Here is a 12,951-nt window from a genome sequence, read left to right as displayed (position 1 = left end):
TGATCGGTTCCAATCGCGGTCGTCTGAAATTCTGACGGCGGGTGCACATGAAAAAGGCACGTCACAACGTCATAAACCAGACTAGGGCGATAACTGCAGTTAGCGCCATGCGAGGAAGATGCCATGCACATATTGCTGACCGGCGGTACTGGTCTGATTGGCCGCGCGCTCTGTCGTCGTTGGCTCGCCGAGGGGTATGAGCTGACGGTACTCAGCAGGCGTCCGCAGAGTGTTGCCAGCCTGTGCGGCAGGAGCGTGCGCGGCATTGGCCAGTTCAGGGACTACGGCGACGACCCGTTGGACGCGGTGGTGAACCTGGCCGGCGAACCCATCGCCGACCGACCCTGGACTCACAAGCGCAAGGCGCAGCTCTGGGCCAGTCGCATCACTCTGACCGAGCAATTGCTGGAATGGCTGGAGGGGCGCACGCAGAAGCCGAGTGTGCTGCTTTCCGGCTCGGCAGTGGGCTGGTACGGCGATGGTGGCGAGCGCGAGTTGACGGAAGAGTCGCCGTCCGTGACGGACGATTTTGCCAGCCAGCTTTGCATCGCCTGGGAGGAGACTGCGCAACGTGCCGAGGCACTGGGCATCCGTGTGGTACTCGTGCGCACCGGACTGGTGCTGGCGCCTGATGGAGGTTTCCTGAAACGTATGTTGCCGCTGTTCAAGTTGGGGCTGGGTGGTCCGGTTGGCAGCGGGCGCCAGTGGATCCCATGGATTCATTTGCAGGATGAAATCGCCCTGATCGATTTTCTCTTGCGGCGAGAAGACGCTCGCGGTCCCTATAATGCCTGCGCGCCGCGGCCGGTGCGCAGTCGCGACTTCGCCAGCAGCCTGGGCCGGGCGCTGGCGCGCCCGGCATTCATGCCGGCCCCGGCTTTCATTTTGCGCCTGTTGCTGGGCGAGCTGTCCGGCCTGCTATTGGGTGGGCAGCGGGCCATGCCGGCTCGCCTGCAAGCGGCGGGTTTCACTTTTGCGTTTACCGACCTGGACACGGCGCTCGGCGATGTGCTGAAGCCTAAGGATGTTTGATGACTGATCATGCACTGCTGCTGGTCAACCTCGGTTCACCTGCTTCCACTTCGGCGGAGGATGTTCGCGCTTACCTCGACCAGTTCCTGATGGACCCCTACGTGGTGGATCTGCCCTGGCCACTGCGCCGACTGCTGGTGTCGCTGATCCTGATCAAGCGCCCGGCCCAGTCGGCCCATGCCTATGCCTCCATCTGGTGGCCGGAAGGCTCGCCGCTGATCGTGATCAGTCGCCAACTGCAGGACGCGGTGCGCGAATACTGGCCGCATGGGCCAGTGGCACTGGCGATGCGCTACGGCCAGCCATCCATAGAGTCCGAATTACTCAGCCTGGCCAAGCAGGGTGTCAAGCGTGTGACCCTGGCGCCGCTCTACCCCCAGTTCGCCGACAGCACCACCACTACGGCAATCGAGGAGGCACGGAGGGTATTGCGCGCCCATGACCTGAAATTGCAGGTCAACCTGGTCGAGCCGTTCTACGACCAGCCGGACTACCTCGATGCCCTGGCGGCCAGTGCCAAACCGTATCTGGACCAAGGCTTTGACCATCTGCTGATGAGCTATCACGGCCTGCCTGAGCGTCACCTGCACAAGACCGACCCGACTGGCTCCCACTGCCTGAAGGGGGCAGATTGCTGCCAGCGGGCGCAAGGTCAGATTCTCGCCAACTGCTACCGCGCGCAGTGCTACAAGACCAGCGAGGGCTTCGCCAAGCGCGCCGGGCTGCGGCCGGATCAGTGGTCAGTATCGTTCCAGTCTCGCCTTGGTCGCGCCAAGTGGATCGAGCCCTACACCGAGACCCGCCTTGACGAGCTGGCCAAGAGAGGGGTGAAGAAGCTGCTGGTGATGTGCCCGGCCTTCGTCGCCGACTGTATCGAGACCCTTGAGGAGATCGGTGACCGCGGGCGCGAGCAGTTCATCGCCGCCGGTGGCCAGGAGTTGGTACTGGTGCCCTGCCTGAATGCCCAGCCGCAGTGGGCCTCCGCGTTGGCGGCAATTTCCGCGCGCGCTTCCCGACTGCTCTGATCGGGCCCATATCAGTCAGGGGGCAGCCTTTGCATTCGCTTCGCCAATAAGGCGGGGTGACGGTACCCCTGACTTCAGTTCTGCACCTAAGCTGGCCTCACCTTCCACCGTCGTGCGTCCCGCAAGTGGCGCCGAGGAGATGCCAGTGCAGAACAAGAATAACGGCTACCCCTCCAGCCTGAGTGCCTGGACCACAGTCGCCATCCTGATGGTGGCGTACGTGCTGTCCTTCATCGACAGGCAGATCCTCAACCTGCTGGTGGAGCCCATCCGCCGTGATCTGGTCATCAGCGATACGCAGATGAGCCTACTGATGGGCCTGTCCTTCGCGTTGTTCTACACCGTTTGCGGCATCCCGCTCGGGCGCTTGGCCGATACCCGCAGCCGGCGTGGCCTGATCGCCATCGGTGTGCTGTTCTGGAGCGCCGCCACCGCCGCCTGTGGCATGGCGCGTCTGTACTGGCAGTTCCTCCTCTGCCGGATCGGTGTTGGCGTGGGCGAGGCAGCATTGTCACCTGCGGCGTATTCGCTGATTGCCGACAGCTTTCCTCAGGAGCGGCGTGCCACAGCGATCAGCGTCTACTCCATGGGCGTGTACCTGGGGTCCGGCATCGCTTTCCTGCTGGGCGGGCTAGTGATCAAGTTCGCCTCGGCCCAGGGCGATGTGGTATTGCCGCTGCTTGGTCACGTACGCCCCTGGCAGCTGATATTCCTGGCCCTGGGGGCCGCCGGCCTGCTCTTCACTCTGCTGATGCTGGCGGTCAACGAACCCAAGCGGCGAGGTATCGGCGCAGGTGTGGCCGTGCCGCTGGCGGAGGTTGGCCGTTACTTGCGCAGCAACCGGCGCACCGTGCTGTGCCACAACTTCGGTTTTGCCGGCCTGTCGTTCGCCGGCTACGGCAGTGCGGCCTGGATCCCGACCTTCTTCATCCGCACCCATGGCTGGGAAGCCGGCCAGGTGGGCGTAGTCTACGGCAGCCTGGTGGCGGTGTTCGGCTGCCTGGGCATCGTCTTCGGTGGGCGCTTGGCGGACTGGATGGCCAAGCGCGGGCGCCGCGATGCCAACATGCGCGTCGGCCTCATCGCCGCGACTGGCGCCCTGCCTCTGGTGGTGCTGTTCCCGCTGCTCAACGATGCCACTTGGACGATGGTGCTGATGGCACCTACGGTGTTCTGCCTGAGCATGCCCTTCGGCGTGGCGCCTGCGGCGATCCAGGAAATCATGCCCAACTCGATGAGAGGTCAGGCCTCGGCCATCTATCTTTTCATCATCACCCTGATCGGCCTCGGTCTTGGTCCGACGGCGGTCGCGCTGTTCACTGACTATGTATTCGATGACGATGCAGCACTGCGCTATTCCCTGCTTATCGTCACGTCCGTGGCGGTGACCAGTTCAGTGGCGTTGCTGTGGGCGGGGCTAAAGCCTTATCGCGAGAGTCTGCAGCGTCTGCAGCAGTGGGGCGTTACTACTTCGGAAGAGCCATTGATGGGCCAGGCCCAACCCTCGTAGGTTGGCGTCGAGATCGCAGGATGGGTATCGCTGCGCTCAATCCATCCTGCAAAACCAAAAGAACGCCCCGCAATCGCGGGGCGTTCTTTTGGAGCCGGATCAGAAGTGTGGCACATCGTCCTTGTGGGTCTGCTTCCAGGTGTCATGGCCCGGTAGCAACAGGTTGAGAGCGATGGCCACGATGGCACACAGCGCGATGCCCTTCAGGCCGAAATCGTCCTGGCCAGTGCCGCTGCCCACCAGCATGCCGCCGATGCCGAATACCAGCGTCACAGAGACGATTACCAGGTTGCGGGCTTCGGCCAGGTCGATCTTGTGGCGGATCATGCTGTTCATGCCCACGGCGGCGATGGAGCCGAACAGCAAGCATAGGATGCCGCCCATCACCGGTACCGGAATACTCTGCAGGATGGCGCCGAACTTGCCGATGAAGGCCAGGCCGATGGCGAATGCTGCCGCCCACGTCATGATCTTCGGGTTGTAGTTCTTAGTCAGCATGACCGCGCCGGTCACTTCGGCGTAGGTGGTGTTCGGTGGGCCGCCGAACAGGCCGGCAGCCGAAGTGGCCAGGCCGTCGCCAAGCAGGGTGCGATGCAGACCGGGTTTCTTCAGATAGTCACGACCGGTCACGCTGCCGACAGCGATCACCCCACCAATGTGCTCGATGGCCGGAGCCAGCGCCACTGGCACGATGAACAGAATGGCCTGCCAGTTGAACTCCGGCGCGACGAAGTTGGGCAGAGCGAGCCACGGGGCGGCGGCGATCTTGGCGGTATCCACCACGCCGAACCAGAACGACAGGGCAAAACCCACCAGTACGCCGGAGATGATCGGCACCAGGCGGAAGATGCCCTTGCCGAATACGGCGACAATCAGGGTCGTGAGCAACGCCGGCATGGAGATCCACATGGCGGTGCCGTAAGGGATCAGCTCGGTGCCGTCACCGGCCTTGCCCATGGCCATGTTGGCGGCGATGGGGGCCATGGCCAGGCCGATGGAGATGATCACCGGGCCGATCACCACTGGCGGTAGCAGGCGGTCGATGAAACCGGTGCCTTTGATCTTCACGGCCAGGCCGAGGAAGGTGTATACGAAGCCGGCTGCGACCACACCGCCCATGGTCGCGGCCAGACCGAACTGGCCCTTGGCGAGGATGATCGGAGTGATGAAGGCGAAGCTGGAGGCCAGGAACACCGGCACCTGGCGCCCGGTAACCAACTGGAACAGCAAGGTGCCAATGCCGGCGGTGAACAGCGCTACGTTGGGATCGAGTCCGGTAATCAGCGGCATCAGCACCAAAGCGCCGAAGGCGACGAAGAGCATCTGGGCGCCAGATAGCACTTGGCGCCAGAGCGGGTCGTTGAATTCGTCGCTCATCGATCAGTTTTCCTTCTGTTTGGTGCCGAATATCTTGTCTCCAGCATCGCCCAAACCCGGAATGATGTAGCCGTGGTCATTGAGTTTCTGGTCGATGGAGGCGGTGAAGATCATCACGTCCGGATGGGCGTCGTTGACCACCTTGATGCCTTCGGGCGCTGCCACCAGCACCATGGCGCGGATTTCCTTGCAGCCGGCGCGCTTGAGCAGATCGATGGTGGCGACCATCGATCCGCCGGTGGCCAGCATCGGATCGATGATCAGCGCCAGGCGCTCATCGATTTCCGGGGCCAGCTTTTCCAGGTACGTGTGCGCTTCGAGGGTTTCTTCGTTGCGGGCGACGCCCACCGCGCTGACTTTCGCACCGGGGATCAGGCTGAGCACGCCGTCGAGCATGCCGATGCCGGCGCGCAGGATCGGCACGACGGTGATCTTCTTGCCAGCGATCTTCTCGACCTGGACCGGCCCCGCCCAGCCCTGGATTTCGTAGTTTTCCAGGGGCAGGTCGTTGGTCGCTTCATAGGTCAGCAGGGCGCCGACTTCCTGTGCCAGTTCGCGGAAGTTCTTGGTGCTGATATCGGCGCGGCGCATCAGGCCGAGTTTGTGGCGGATCAGCGGATGGCGGATCTCTCGGATGGGCATGGGGCGTATTCTCCGGCAGGCTGGCAAAAAATTGCGTTAGCTTAAACGATTGACTACACACCGTGCAGAAGTGACTGGCGGGTCGCACCCTCTGGCCTGTGGCTTCCAGGTACCGATCTGCCGGCAGTGCAAAAGCAGTATGGTCTACGCTCGTCCGTCAAGGCTTGCGGGAGGAGAGGTCGATGAGTACCTTTGCCAGCTTTTATCTTGACGCCCCGTTCAAGTTTCCGAGGAAAGTGCAGCATTTTTCCTCGCCAGACCCAGAGGAATTGCCATGTCCGCCGATCTCGCACACATCCGCCAGGTGATGGCCGAAGCCGACTGCCTGTATACCGAAGCCCAGGTCGAAGCGGCCATTACCCAGGTGGCTGAGACCATCAACGGTGAGCTGGCCGAGCGTAACCCGGTGGTGTTCTGCGTGATGAACGGCGGCCTGATCTTCGCTGGCAAGTTGCTGCCCAAGCTGAATTTCCCGCTGGAGCTGTCCTACCTGCACGCTACCCGCTACCGCAATGAAACCAGCGGTGGCGAGCTGTTCTGGAAGGCCAAGCCGGAAATCTCCTTCATCGATCGCGACGTGCTGATCATCGACGACATCCTCGACGAAGGGCACACCCTGGCTGCCATCATCGACTTCTGCAAGCACGCCGGTGCCGCCCATGTGCACACGGCTGTACTGATCGACAAGACCCACAACCGCAAGGCTCGTCCGGACCTCAAGGCTGATTACGTCGGTCTGGATTGCGTGGATCGCTACATCTTCGGCTACGGCATGGACTACAAGGGCTATTGGCGCAACGCGGCCGGCATTTTTGCGGTCAAGGGGCTCTGAGGCATGGCCGCGCCGCGCTACCTCGACCAGGGCCTGTTCAGTGAACTGGCTGAAAAGGCCGCGACAAGCCCGCGCAAGCGTCAGCATCACAACTTCCACGAGATGGACGAGCCTTGCCATCGCCTGGCGGTGGGGCTGCAACCGGGTACCTATATCCCGCCGCATCGCCACCTGTCCGCTGACAAGGCGGAATGCCTGCTGGTGCTCAAGGGGCGGCTGGGTCTACTGATCTTCGACGAGCAGGGCACCGTGCTGGAGCAGCGCGAATTGGTGGCTGGAGGCGATTGCGTGGGCGTAGACCTGCCGCCGGGATTGTTCCATGCGCTGGTGGTGCTGGAGCCGGACAGCTTGCTGTTCGAGTGCAAGGCCGGCCCCTATCGTCCCCTGGGGGACGGCGAACAGGCCAACTGGGCGCCGCGCGAAGGCGACCCCGGTGCAGTCGATTATCTGGCCTGGATGTGCTCGTTGTTCGCCTGAGCCTCGTTTGGTTCAAGCCAGCGCAGGGCTTTGACCTGCGCTTGCTCCAGGGTTTGCACATAAGCCAGCCGGCCAGCCTCCCGATGCACGCCGGCACGGCGCAGTTTCAGCCGCACCCGCGGTGAGGTCCCGACCAGGACCAGACCGACGCCCTGGCGGTGGTAGTCGTGCAGCAGATTTTCCAGGGCGGCCAGCGCCGTCATGTCGAGCAGCGGCACGGCGCTCATCTCGACGATGACCACCTTTACCTCCGGATTGAATCGACGCAGCACGCTGAGTGCTTTCTCCGCTGCCCCGAAGAACAACGGACCGCGAATGGCATAGGCCAGCACCTGCTCGGGCAGTTCGCGCAGCGCTTCGTGGAAGTGCTTGGGAATTGGCGCGGTGTCGGTCAGGTCACTCATCCGCTTGATGAACAGCCCGGCAGCCAGCAAGAGGCCGATGCCCACCGCCAGCACCATGTCGAACAACACTGTCAGCACCAGACAGGCCAGCAGTACAAACACATCGTTGCGCGGTGCAATGTGCAGTGTATGCGCGACGTGACGGGCTTCACTCATGTTCCAGGCCACCATCAGCAACAAGGCCGCCAGCGCCGCCATCGGCAGGTAGCTGAACAGCGGCGCGAGCAGCAGCATGGCCAGAAGTACCACACCAGCGTGAATGATCGCCGCGATCGGCGAGAATGCACCAGCGCGCACGTTGGCCGCGCTGCGGGCGATGGCGGCGGTGGCGGTAATGCCGCCGAACAGCGGCGCCACGAGGTTGCCGATGCCCTGACCGAGCAGTTCGGCGTTGGGGTCGTGGCGGGTACCGGCCATGCCGTCGGCCACTACGGCGCAAAGCAGCGACTCGATTGCGCCAAGCATCGCAACGGCAAAGGCTGGAGCCAGTAGCTGGCGGAACAGCTCGAACGATAGTTGCAGCGGTTGATCGTCCGGCCCTGGGAGTTGCCAGGGCCAGGCGAAATCAGGGAGGAAGGGGGGGATACCGGGGTGGCTGACGCCGTTCAGCTCATAGCTGAAGCGCTCGCCGAGGGTGGCAACGGGGATGTTCATGCCCTCCAGCAACAAGCCGAGCAGAGCGCCTGCCGCCAGCGCTACCAAGTGGCCTGGCACCCTGGGTACAAAGCGCGGCCAGACGATCAGGATAGCCAGGCACACCAGTGCGACCAGGGTATCGCCCAGGTGGGCGGTGGGCAGGGCATTGGCCAGCAGCTGCAATTGCTCCACATAGTTTTGCGGCGGATGGGCCAGGTTTAGGCCGAGCAGGTCCTTGACCTGCAGGGTGGCGATGACGATGCCGATGCCGGCGGTAAAGCCCAGCGTCACGGGGTAGGGAATGAATTGGATCAGCTTGCCCATTTTCGCCAGTCCCATGGCGATGAGGATCACTCCGGCCATCAGGGTACAGAGCAGCAATCCGCCGACACCGAACTGCTGGGTGATGGGCAGAAGGATGACCACGAAGGCCGCCGTGGGGCCGGAGATGTTGAAGCGCGAACCACCTGTGAGGGCGATCAGCGGGGCGGCTACCAGCACGGTGTAGAGGCCATGCTGGGGCGGCACGCCGACAGCAATTGCCAGCGCCATCGCCAGCGGAATGGCGATGATGCCGACCGTAAGGCCTGCCGCCAGGTCGCCACGCAGGGCGCCAAGGGAGTAGCCTTCGCGCAGCGTATGGCGCAGCGCTGTGAACAAGGGGGGCTGGTACAGGGACATGGTCACTCCTTGGCAACTGGGTGAGTATAGGGCGTGGGGTGAACAGCATGCGTTGGCCTGAGTCGAATGCCTGCGCCGCGCAGGCCCGTGCTAGAGTGCTGCGCACCCACGCCGTCGGAGCTTTCGATGTACTCGCCTTTACGTGTTGGCGCCGCCTTCGCCATGCTGCTGGGCCTGCCGCTCAGCGCCGCCGAAAACGCGCCCATGCATATTCAGTTCCTCCCGCCGGATGACCTCTCACTGCGCCAGGAGGCTCCCGAGCAGCAGCAACTCATCCAGATCACCGAATACTCCGTGCTGCTCGGCAGCCAGCGCCAATCCAACCAGCAGCCAATCCCGATCACTTCGCCCACGGTCATTCGCCTGAAGGGCAAGCCCCTGAGCAAGGGCGCCGATGTGGCGTTGGTGCTGATCCAGTTCGACGGTGAGGGCAAGAGCCTGAAAAAGCCCAGTTACGATCCCGCTAGCCGGATACTCAACCTCAACTATCCGCTGGCGCAGTTCAGCGCTGTGGTTGACCTACTGCGCCACGGCCCGGTCTATTGTCAGTTCCTCAGCTATGCCAATGGCCACGTTTGGGCCGACTTGCACAGCGGCGCGGTGCGCGTGCGTTGAGGCTGGGGCCGGGCGGGGGTAAACTGCCCGCCCCGCGATCCTGGCCCTGTAGAGAGATGTGAGCGATGCGTAAAGACAAGAAGCAGGTGATTGGTGAAGAAATCACCGATGACTCGATCAAACTGTTCCTCGCAGTCGAGCCGGCCGATTCCACGCCGCCGTCCCTGCACAAGCTGATCAAGGCCTACCGCGGTCTGCGCGTCGATGACTTCGAACGTTTCGTCAGCTTCTTCGTCGAAGCGGGCTATGACCTGAATGCCAAGGATGAAAAGGGCAACGATTTCATCGCCCTGATCCAGGACCAGCGTATGGCTGAGCCTTATATCGACGTGATCAAGGCTGCTCGCGGCTGATTGATCTCTGTATGAATAAGCCCGCTCTTCAGCGGGCTTATTCATTTCCTGTGCCCATGGGGCGGATGTCGGAGCGAGCTGTGCGCTACGCCCATAAAAAAACCGCCCCGAAGAGCGGTTTTTCATTCAGCGGCAAGCAACGCTTCAGGCGATGCTCTGGGCAGCCTTGTCGACGCTGGTCAGGCCCAGACGCTCGTCAGAGTGGGCGCTGATCTCGCGATACAGGGCAGCATCGCTTTCCAGTGCCTTCTCGCGGGCAGGGAAGATTTCCTTCAGCTTGGCCGTCCACTGCTCAGTGCGAGCCTGTTCGGCGAAGCAGCGCTCGATGAGGTTGAGCATGATGGAAACCGTGACCGAAGCACCTGGCGAGGCGCCGAGCAGGGCCGCTATGCTGCCATCCTCGGCGGATACCAGCTCGGTACCGAACTGCAGGACACCACCTTTCTTGCCATCCTTCTTGATGATCTGAACACGCTGGCCAGCCACTTCCAGGCGCCAGTCTGCTGGGTTCAGTTCCGGATAGAACTTACGCAGGGCGTCCAGGCGCTGTTCCTGGGACTGCATCACTTCCTTGATCAGGTAGCGGGTCAGGTCCAGGTTGTCGCGGGCCACGGCCAGCATCGGGCCGAGGTTGCTTGGGCGAACCGAGAGCGGCAGGTCGAGGAAGGAGCCGTGCTTGAGGAACTTGGTGGTGAAGCCAGCGTAAGGTCCGAACAGCAGGGACTTCTTGCCATCCACCACGCGGGTATCCAGGTGTGGCACGGACATCGGCGGAGCGCCGACCTCGGCTTGGCTGTAGACCTTGGCCTGGTGCTGCTTGACCACTTCCGGGTTGTCGCAACGCAGCCACTGGCCGCTGACCGGGAAGCCGCCGAAGCCTTTGCCTTCCGGAATACCGGAGAGCTGCAGCAGGGGCAGTGCGCCGCCGCCGGCACCGAGGAAGACGAAGCGTGCGGAGACTTCTCGGTTGGCGCCGGTCTGGGTGTTCTTGATGCTGACGGTCCAACCCTTGTCGCTTCGGGAGAGGTTGGTGACCTTCTGGAAATAGCTGACGCGGGTATCCGACAGGCTGGAGAGATACTGCAGCAACTGAGTGGTGACCGCGCCAAAGTTGACGTCAGTGCCGTTCATGGCGCGAGTCGCCGCGATCTTCTCGGCCGAATCACGGCCTTTCATCATCAGCGGCGCCCATTTGGCCATCGTGATGCGATCTTCGGTGTACTCCATGTCGCTGAAGGCATGGTGCTGGCGGAGCAGCTCGAAGCGCTTCTTCAGGAATGCAGTGTCCTTGTCGCCACGCACAAAGCTCAGGTGCGGAACAGCATTGATGAAGTTCTTGGGCGAACCGAACGCGCTCTTGCCACTCATGTAGGCCCAGAACTGCTTGGAAACCTCGAATTGCGCATTGATGTTGACGGCTTTTTTGATGTCGATGGAGCCATCAGCCGCCTGAGGCGTATAGTTCAGCTCGCAGAGGCCAGCGTGGCCGGTGCCTGCGTTGTTCCAGGGGTTGGAGCTCTCGATGGCCCCTGACTCCCGGAGTTCGGCGATTTCCAGCTTGATACCGGGATCGAGCTCTTTCAGCAGGACCGCCAGTGTCGCGCTCATGATGCCGGCCCCGACCAGCAACACGTCCACCGCTTCGTAATCGTTTTGCGCCATTTGCTCGCCACTCTCTTGTGAAGTAGTGAAATACCGTCATCTCACGCTCTTTTGGAGACGTGAACCTCAAAAGGATCGGCTACCTCGGGCAGGCCACTTCCTTCTGCGTTCGTTACGCAAGCGTCCATGCAAAAGCGTTTGCATTTCGGGCGGAAGGGCGCGGCTCGCCAGCAAATGGCAGCGCGAAAAGTGGACGGCTCTCTGTGGGACTGTGCGGATGCCCCAGCTGGCGCGGGGAGCGGTATTGCGAGGCCCGATCAGGAGACGACCTTATAATCGGGGGGCGATTATAACGATGAAATCAGGGGAATAGGGCGACTGGTGTGACTTTTATTCGTCCATCGGTCAGGCTGCCAACGCCCGGCGGCGCTCAGACTGTCCGACGACTGGTGCGACCAGGGCGCCAGGGGGGAGTGGTCGGTCCAGCCAGGAGAGGCAAATGCCGTCGACCTGCACCCAGTGGCCGCCTGCCGGAGCCTCGTTGGCCTGGCGCAGCTCGCGGCAGATGCCGGCGTCGTCCAGGAGGGCAAAGCAGTGGAGTTGGCGGCGAGGGGCGAACAAGGACCAGAGGGCGATCATGGGGCTCTTCCTGGGTGGCTCCGGCTTTTATCTCATATGGCCATTACAGGCCCATTACAGGAACCCTCCAACAGTGAGCTTGTCTGAACGTTCATGAGTGCTGGCGCTCTGTCAGTACGGTGCCGGGGTGGTTATACTGCCGGCCGTTTTGTCTTCACTCCTGGAGAGATCAAGCATGCTGAAACGTGCGTTGCTCGGCCTGCTGGCCGCTTTTAGCCTGACCCTGGTCGGCTGTGCCCTCAGTCCGCAACAACTCAGCCCACAACCCAAGCTCACTGGCCCGCTCACTCCGGTAGGTCAGGGGCAGCCGGTGGTTGTGCGGGTGGCTGATGGCCGTCCATCTCCGGTACTCGGGACGCGTGGCGGCATCTACGCGGAAACCAGCGCCATCTCCGTTCAGGGCAAGGACATCCTGCCGCGTCTGCAAGCTGAAGCGGAGGCTGCGGTTCGCCTGCTCGGCTTCACCCCATCGCCGAACGCCTATAACGCGCCGCAACTGACCCTGACCCTGGCTGACCTCAAGTATCAGTCGCCGAAGGAGGGGGTCTACGTAACTGAGGCGACTATCAGTGCCACCTTCCGCGTCGACGTGCAGAACAGCACCCGTCGCTACAGCGGCCGCTATGGCGCCTCGCTGAACCAGCGATTCGGCACCGCTCCGAACCAGGAGACCAACACCAAGCTGGTGAGTGATGTCCTGAGCGATGCCCTGACCCGCGCCTTCAAGGACCCGACCATTGGCCAGCTTCTGGTCCAGTGAGTTATCCCGAGCCTCAAGAGCCCGGCCGTGCCAGGCTTGATCAGATGGTCATTCCCGACACCCTGCGAAGGCTAGCCTTTCGCAGGGTGTTTTCTTTCTGGAGACCATCGTCATGAATGACGCAGCGTTGATTGGTATCGACCTGGGCAAGCGCAGCTTCACCTGCAGGCCCAGTAAGGCTGCAGTCGCGACTTCGCTGCGTCAGTCGGCCTGGTGCCGAGCCAACCCGCCGGGCATCAGTAAGCGCGGGGAGAAGAACTTGCGCCGATTGCGGATGCAATGCGCGCGGGAGTATCTGCAGCGCCTGTGCCATCGCCGCGAGGCACACCCGTTATGAGGCGAGGTCAGACGGCTGCGCTGCCTGAC

13 protein-coding genes and 1 pseudogene are annotated in these 12,951 nt (G+C 62.5%); 9 read left to right on the top strand and 5 right to left on the bottom strand.

The window, feature by feature from the left end; genetic code table 11:
* Positions 1 to 123 precede the first annotated feature (123 nt).
* The 3 genes from OXH74_RS03140 to OXH74_RS03130 all read left to right on the top strand — a co-directional run bounded on the left by OXH74_RS03140 (position 124) and on the right by OXH74_RS03130 (position 3,567).
* Positions 124 to 1,032, top strand: a complete 909-nt coding sequence (locus OXH74_RS03140) for a TIGR01777 family oxidoreductase (protein WP_375740049.1) — start codon at positions 124 to 126, stop codon at positions 1,030 to 1,032.
* Positions 1,032 to 2,057, top strand: a complete 1,026-nt coding sequence (hemH, locus tag OXH74_RS03135) for a ferrochelatase (protein WP_375740048.1) — start codon at positions 1,032 to 1,034, stop codon at positions 2,055 to 2,057. Before OXH74_RS03140 ends, hemH begins: the two co-directional genes overlap by 1 nt.
* A 145-nt stretch (positions 2,058 to 2,202) precedes the next feature.
* Positions 2,203 to 3,567: a spinster family MFS transporter gene (locus OXH74_RS03130; RefSeq protein ID WP_375740047.1), complete on the top strand. Its 1,365-nt coding sequence runs from the start codon at positions 2,203 to 2,205 to the stop codon at positions 3,565 to 3,567.
* 99 nt (positions 3,568 to 3,666) lie between these two features.
* Here OXH74_RS03130 and OXH74_RS03125 read toward each other — a convergent pair whose 3' ends face one another.
* Positions 3,667 to 4,944 carry a uracil-xanthine permease family protein gene (locus OXH74_RS03125; protein WP_375740046.1) on the bottom strand — a complete coding sequence of 426 codons (1,278 nt, stop codon included), beginning with the start codon at positions 4,942 to 4,944 and terminating at the stop codon, positions 3,667 to 3,669.
* Positions 4,945 to 4,947: 3 nt separating this feature from the next.
* On the bottom strand, positions 4,948 to 5,586 hold the full coding sequence (gene upp, locus OXH74_RS03120) for a uracil phosphoribosyltransferase (protein ID WP_215372806.1): 639 nt from the start codon (positions 5,584 to 5,586) through the stop codon (positions 4,948 to 4,950).
* 274 nt (positions 5,587 to 5,860) lie between these two features.
* On the opposite strand from upp, the gene OXH74_RS03115 reads away from it, so the two are divergent.
* Both OXH74_RS03115 and OXH74_RS03110 read left to right on the top strand, forming a co-directional pair.
* Positions 5,861 to 6,418 (top strand): hypoxanthine-guanine phosphoribosyltransferase, encoded by a 558-nt coding sequence (locus OXH74_RS03115; RefSeq protein ID WP_215372805.1) that lies wholly within the window; start codon positions 5,861 to 5,863, stop codon positions 6,416 to 6,418.
* 3 nt (positions 6,419 to 6,421) lie between these two features.
* Positions 6,422 to 6,895, top strand: coding sequence for a WbuC family cupin fold metalloprotein (locus tag OXH74_RS03110; RefSeq protein ID WP_375740045.1), 474 nt, complete (start codon positions 6,422 to 6,424; stop codon positions 6,893 to 6,895).
* Here OXH74_RS03110 and dauA read toward each other — a convergent pair.
* Positions 6,862 to 8,616, bottom strand: coding sequence for a C4-dicarboxylic acid transporter DauA (gene dauA, locus OXH74_RS03105; RefSeq protein ID WP_375740044.1), 1,755 nt, complete (start codon positions 8,614 to 8,616; stop codon positions 6,862 to 6,864). The two genes, OXH74_RS03110 and dauA, sit on opposite strands and share 34 nt — an antisense overlap.
* A gap of 126 nt (positions 8,617 to 8,742) precedes the next feature.
* Here dauA and OXH74_RS03100 point away from each other — a divergent pair, with 126 nt between their 5' ends.
* Positions 8,743 to 9,231 (top strand): hypothetical protein, encoded by a 489-nt coding sequence (locus OXH74_RS03100; protein WP_375740043.1) that lies wholly within the window; start codon positions 8,743 to 8,745, stop codon positions 9,229 to 9,231.
* A gap of 65 nt (positions 9,232 to 9,296) precedes the next feature.
* Positions 9,297 to 9,584 (top strand): PA4642 family protein, encoded by a 288-nt coding sequence (locus tag OXH74_RS03095; RefSeq protein ID WP_375740042.1) that lies wholly within the window; start codon positions 9,297 to 9,299, stop codon positions 9,582 to 9,584.
* A gap of 144 nt (positions 9,585 to 9,728) precedes the next feature.
* Here the strand turns inward: OXH74_RS03095 and mqo are convergent, their stop codons facing one another.
* Complete coding sequence (gene mqo, locus OXH74_RS03090; protein ID WP_375740041.1) at positions 9,729 to 11,246, bottom strand: malate dehydrogenase (quinone); 1,518 nt, start codon at positions 11,244 to 11,246, stop codon at positions 9,729 to 9,731.
* A 345-nt stretch (positions 11,247 to 11,591) separates the two neighbouring features.
* Positions 11,592 to 11,825 (bottom strand): hypothetical protein, encoded by a 234-nt coding sequence (locus OXH74_RS03085; RefSeq protein ID WP_375740040.1) that lies wholly within the window; start codon positions 11,823 to 11,825, stop codon positions 11,592 to 11,594.
* Between the two features lie 175 nt (positions 11,826 to 12,000).
* Between OXH74_RS03085 and OXH74_RS03080 the strand changes: the two genes are divergently transcribed.
* Together OXH74_RS03080 and OXH74_RS03075 are read left to right on the top strand one after the other, a co-directional pair.
* Positions 12,001 to 12,585, top strand: coding sequence for a YajG family lipoprotein (locus OXH74_RS03080; RefSeq protein ID WP_215372799.1), 585 nt, complete (start codon positions 12,001 to 12,003; stop codon positions 12,583 to 12,585).
* Between the two features lie 177 nt (positions 12,586 to 12,762).
* Positions 12,763 to 12,892, top strand: a pseudogene (locus OXH74_RS03075) (IS110 family transposase); the annotation flags it as partial.
* Between the last annotated feature and the right edge of the window lie 59 nt (positions 12,893 to 12,951).

The organism is Metapseudomonas boanensis (assembly GCF_042232855.1).
In the GTDB taxonomy this organism is placed as follows: domain Bacteria; phylum Pseudomonadota; class Gammaproteobacteria; order Pseudomonadales; family Pseudomonadaceae; genus Metapseudomonas; species Metapseudomonas boanensis.
Note: the sequence above shows the minus strand (reverse complement) of the source record. Positions and strands in the feature narration are given on the sequence as shown.

Coding starts and splice junctions, on each gene's coding strand:
- OXH74_RS03140 (WP_375740049.1), top strand. CDS start 124: ATGCACATATTGCTGACCGGCGGTACTGGTCTGATTGGCCGCGCGCTC.
- hemH (WP_375740048.1), top strand. CDS start 1,032: ATGACTGATCATGCACTGCTGCTGGTCAACCTCGGTTCACCTGCTTCC.
- OXH74_RS03125 (WP_375740046.1), bottom strand. CDS start 4,944: ATGAGCGACGAATTCAACGACCCGCTCTGGCGCCAAGTGCTATCTGGC.
- upp (WP_215372806.1), bottom strand. CDS start 5,586: ATGCCCATCCGAGAGATCCGCCATCCGCTGATCCGCCACAAACTCGGC.
- OXH74_RS03115 (WP_215372805.1), top strand. CDS start 5,861: ATGTCCGCCGATCTCGCACACATCCGCCAGGTGATGGCCGAAGCCGAC.
- OXH74_RS03110 (WP_375740045.1), top strand. CDS start 6,422: ATGGCCGCGCCGCGCTACCTCGACCAGGGCCTGTTCAGTGAACTGGCT.
- dauA (WP_375740044.1), bottom strand. CDS start 8,616: ATGTCCCTGTACCAGCCCCCCTTGTTCACAGCGCTGCGCCATACGCTG.
- OXH74_RS03100 (WP_375740043.1), top strand. CDS start 8,743: ATGTACTCGCCTTTACGTGTTGGCGCCGCCTTCGCCATGCTGCTGGGC.
- OXH74_RS03095 (WP_375740042.1), top strand. CDS start 9,297: ATGCGTAAAGACAAGAAGCAGGTGATTGGTGAAGAAATCACCGATGAC.
- mqo (WP_375740041.1), bottom strand. CDS start 11,246: ATGGCGCAAAACGATTACGAAGCGGTGGACGTGTTGCTGGTCGGGGCC.
- OXH74_RS03085 (WP_375740040.1), bottom strand. CDS start 11,825: ATGATCGCCCTCTGGTCCTTGTTCGCCCCTCGCCGCCAACTCCACTGC.
- OXH74_RS03080 (WP_215372799.1), top strand. CDS start 12,001: ATGCTGAAACGTGCGTTGCTCGGCCTGCTGGCCGCTTTTAGCCTGACC.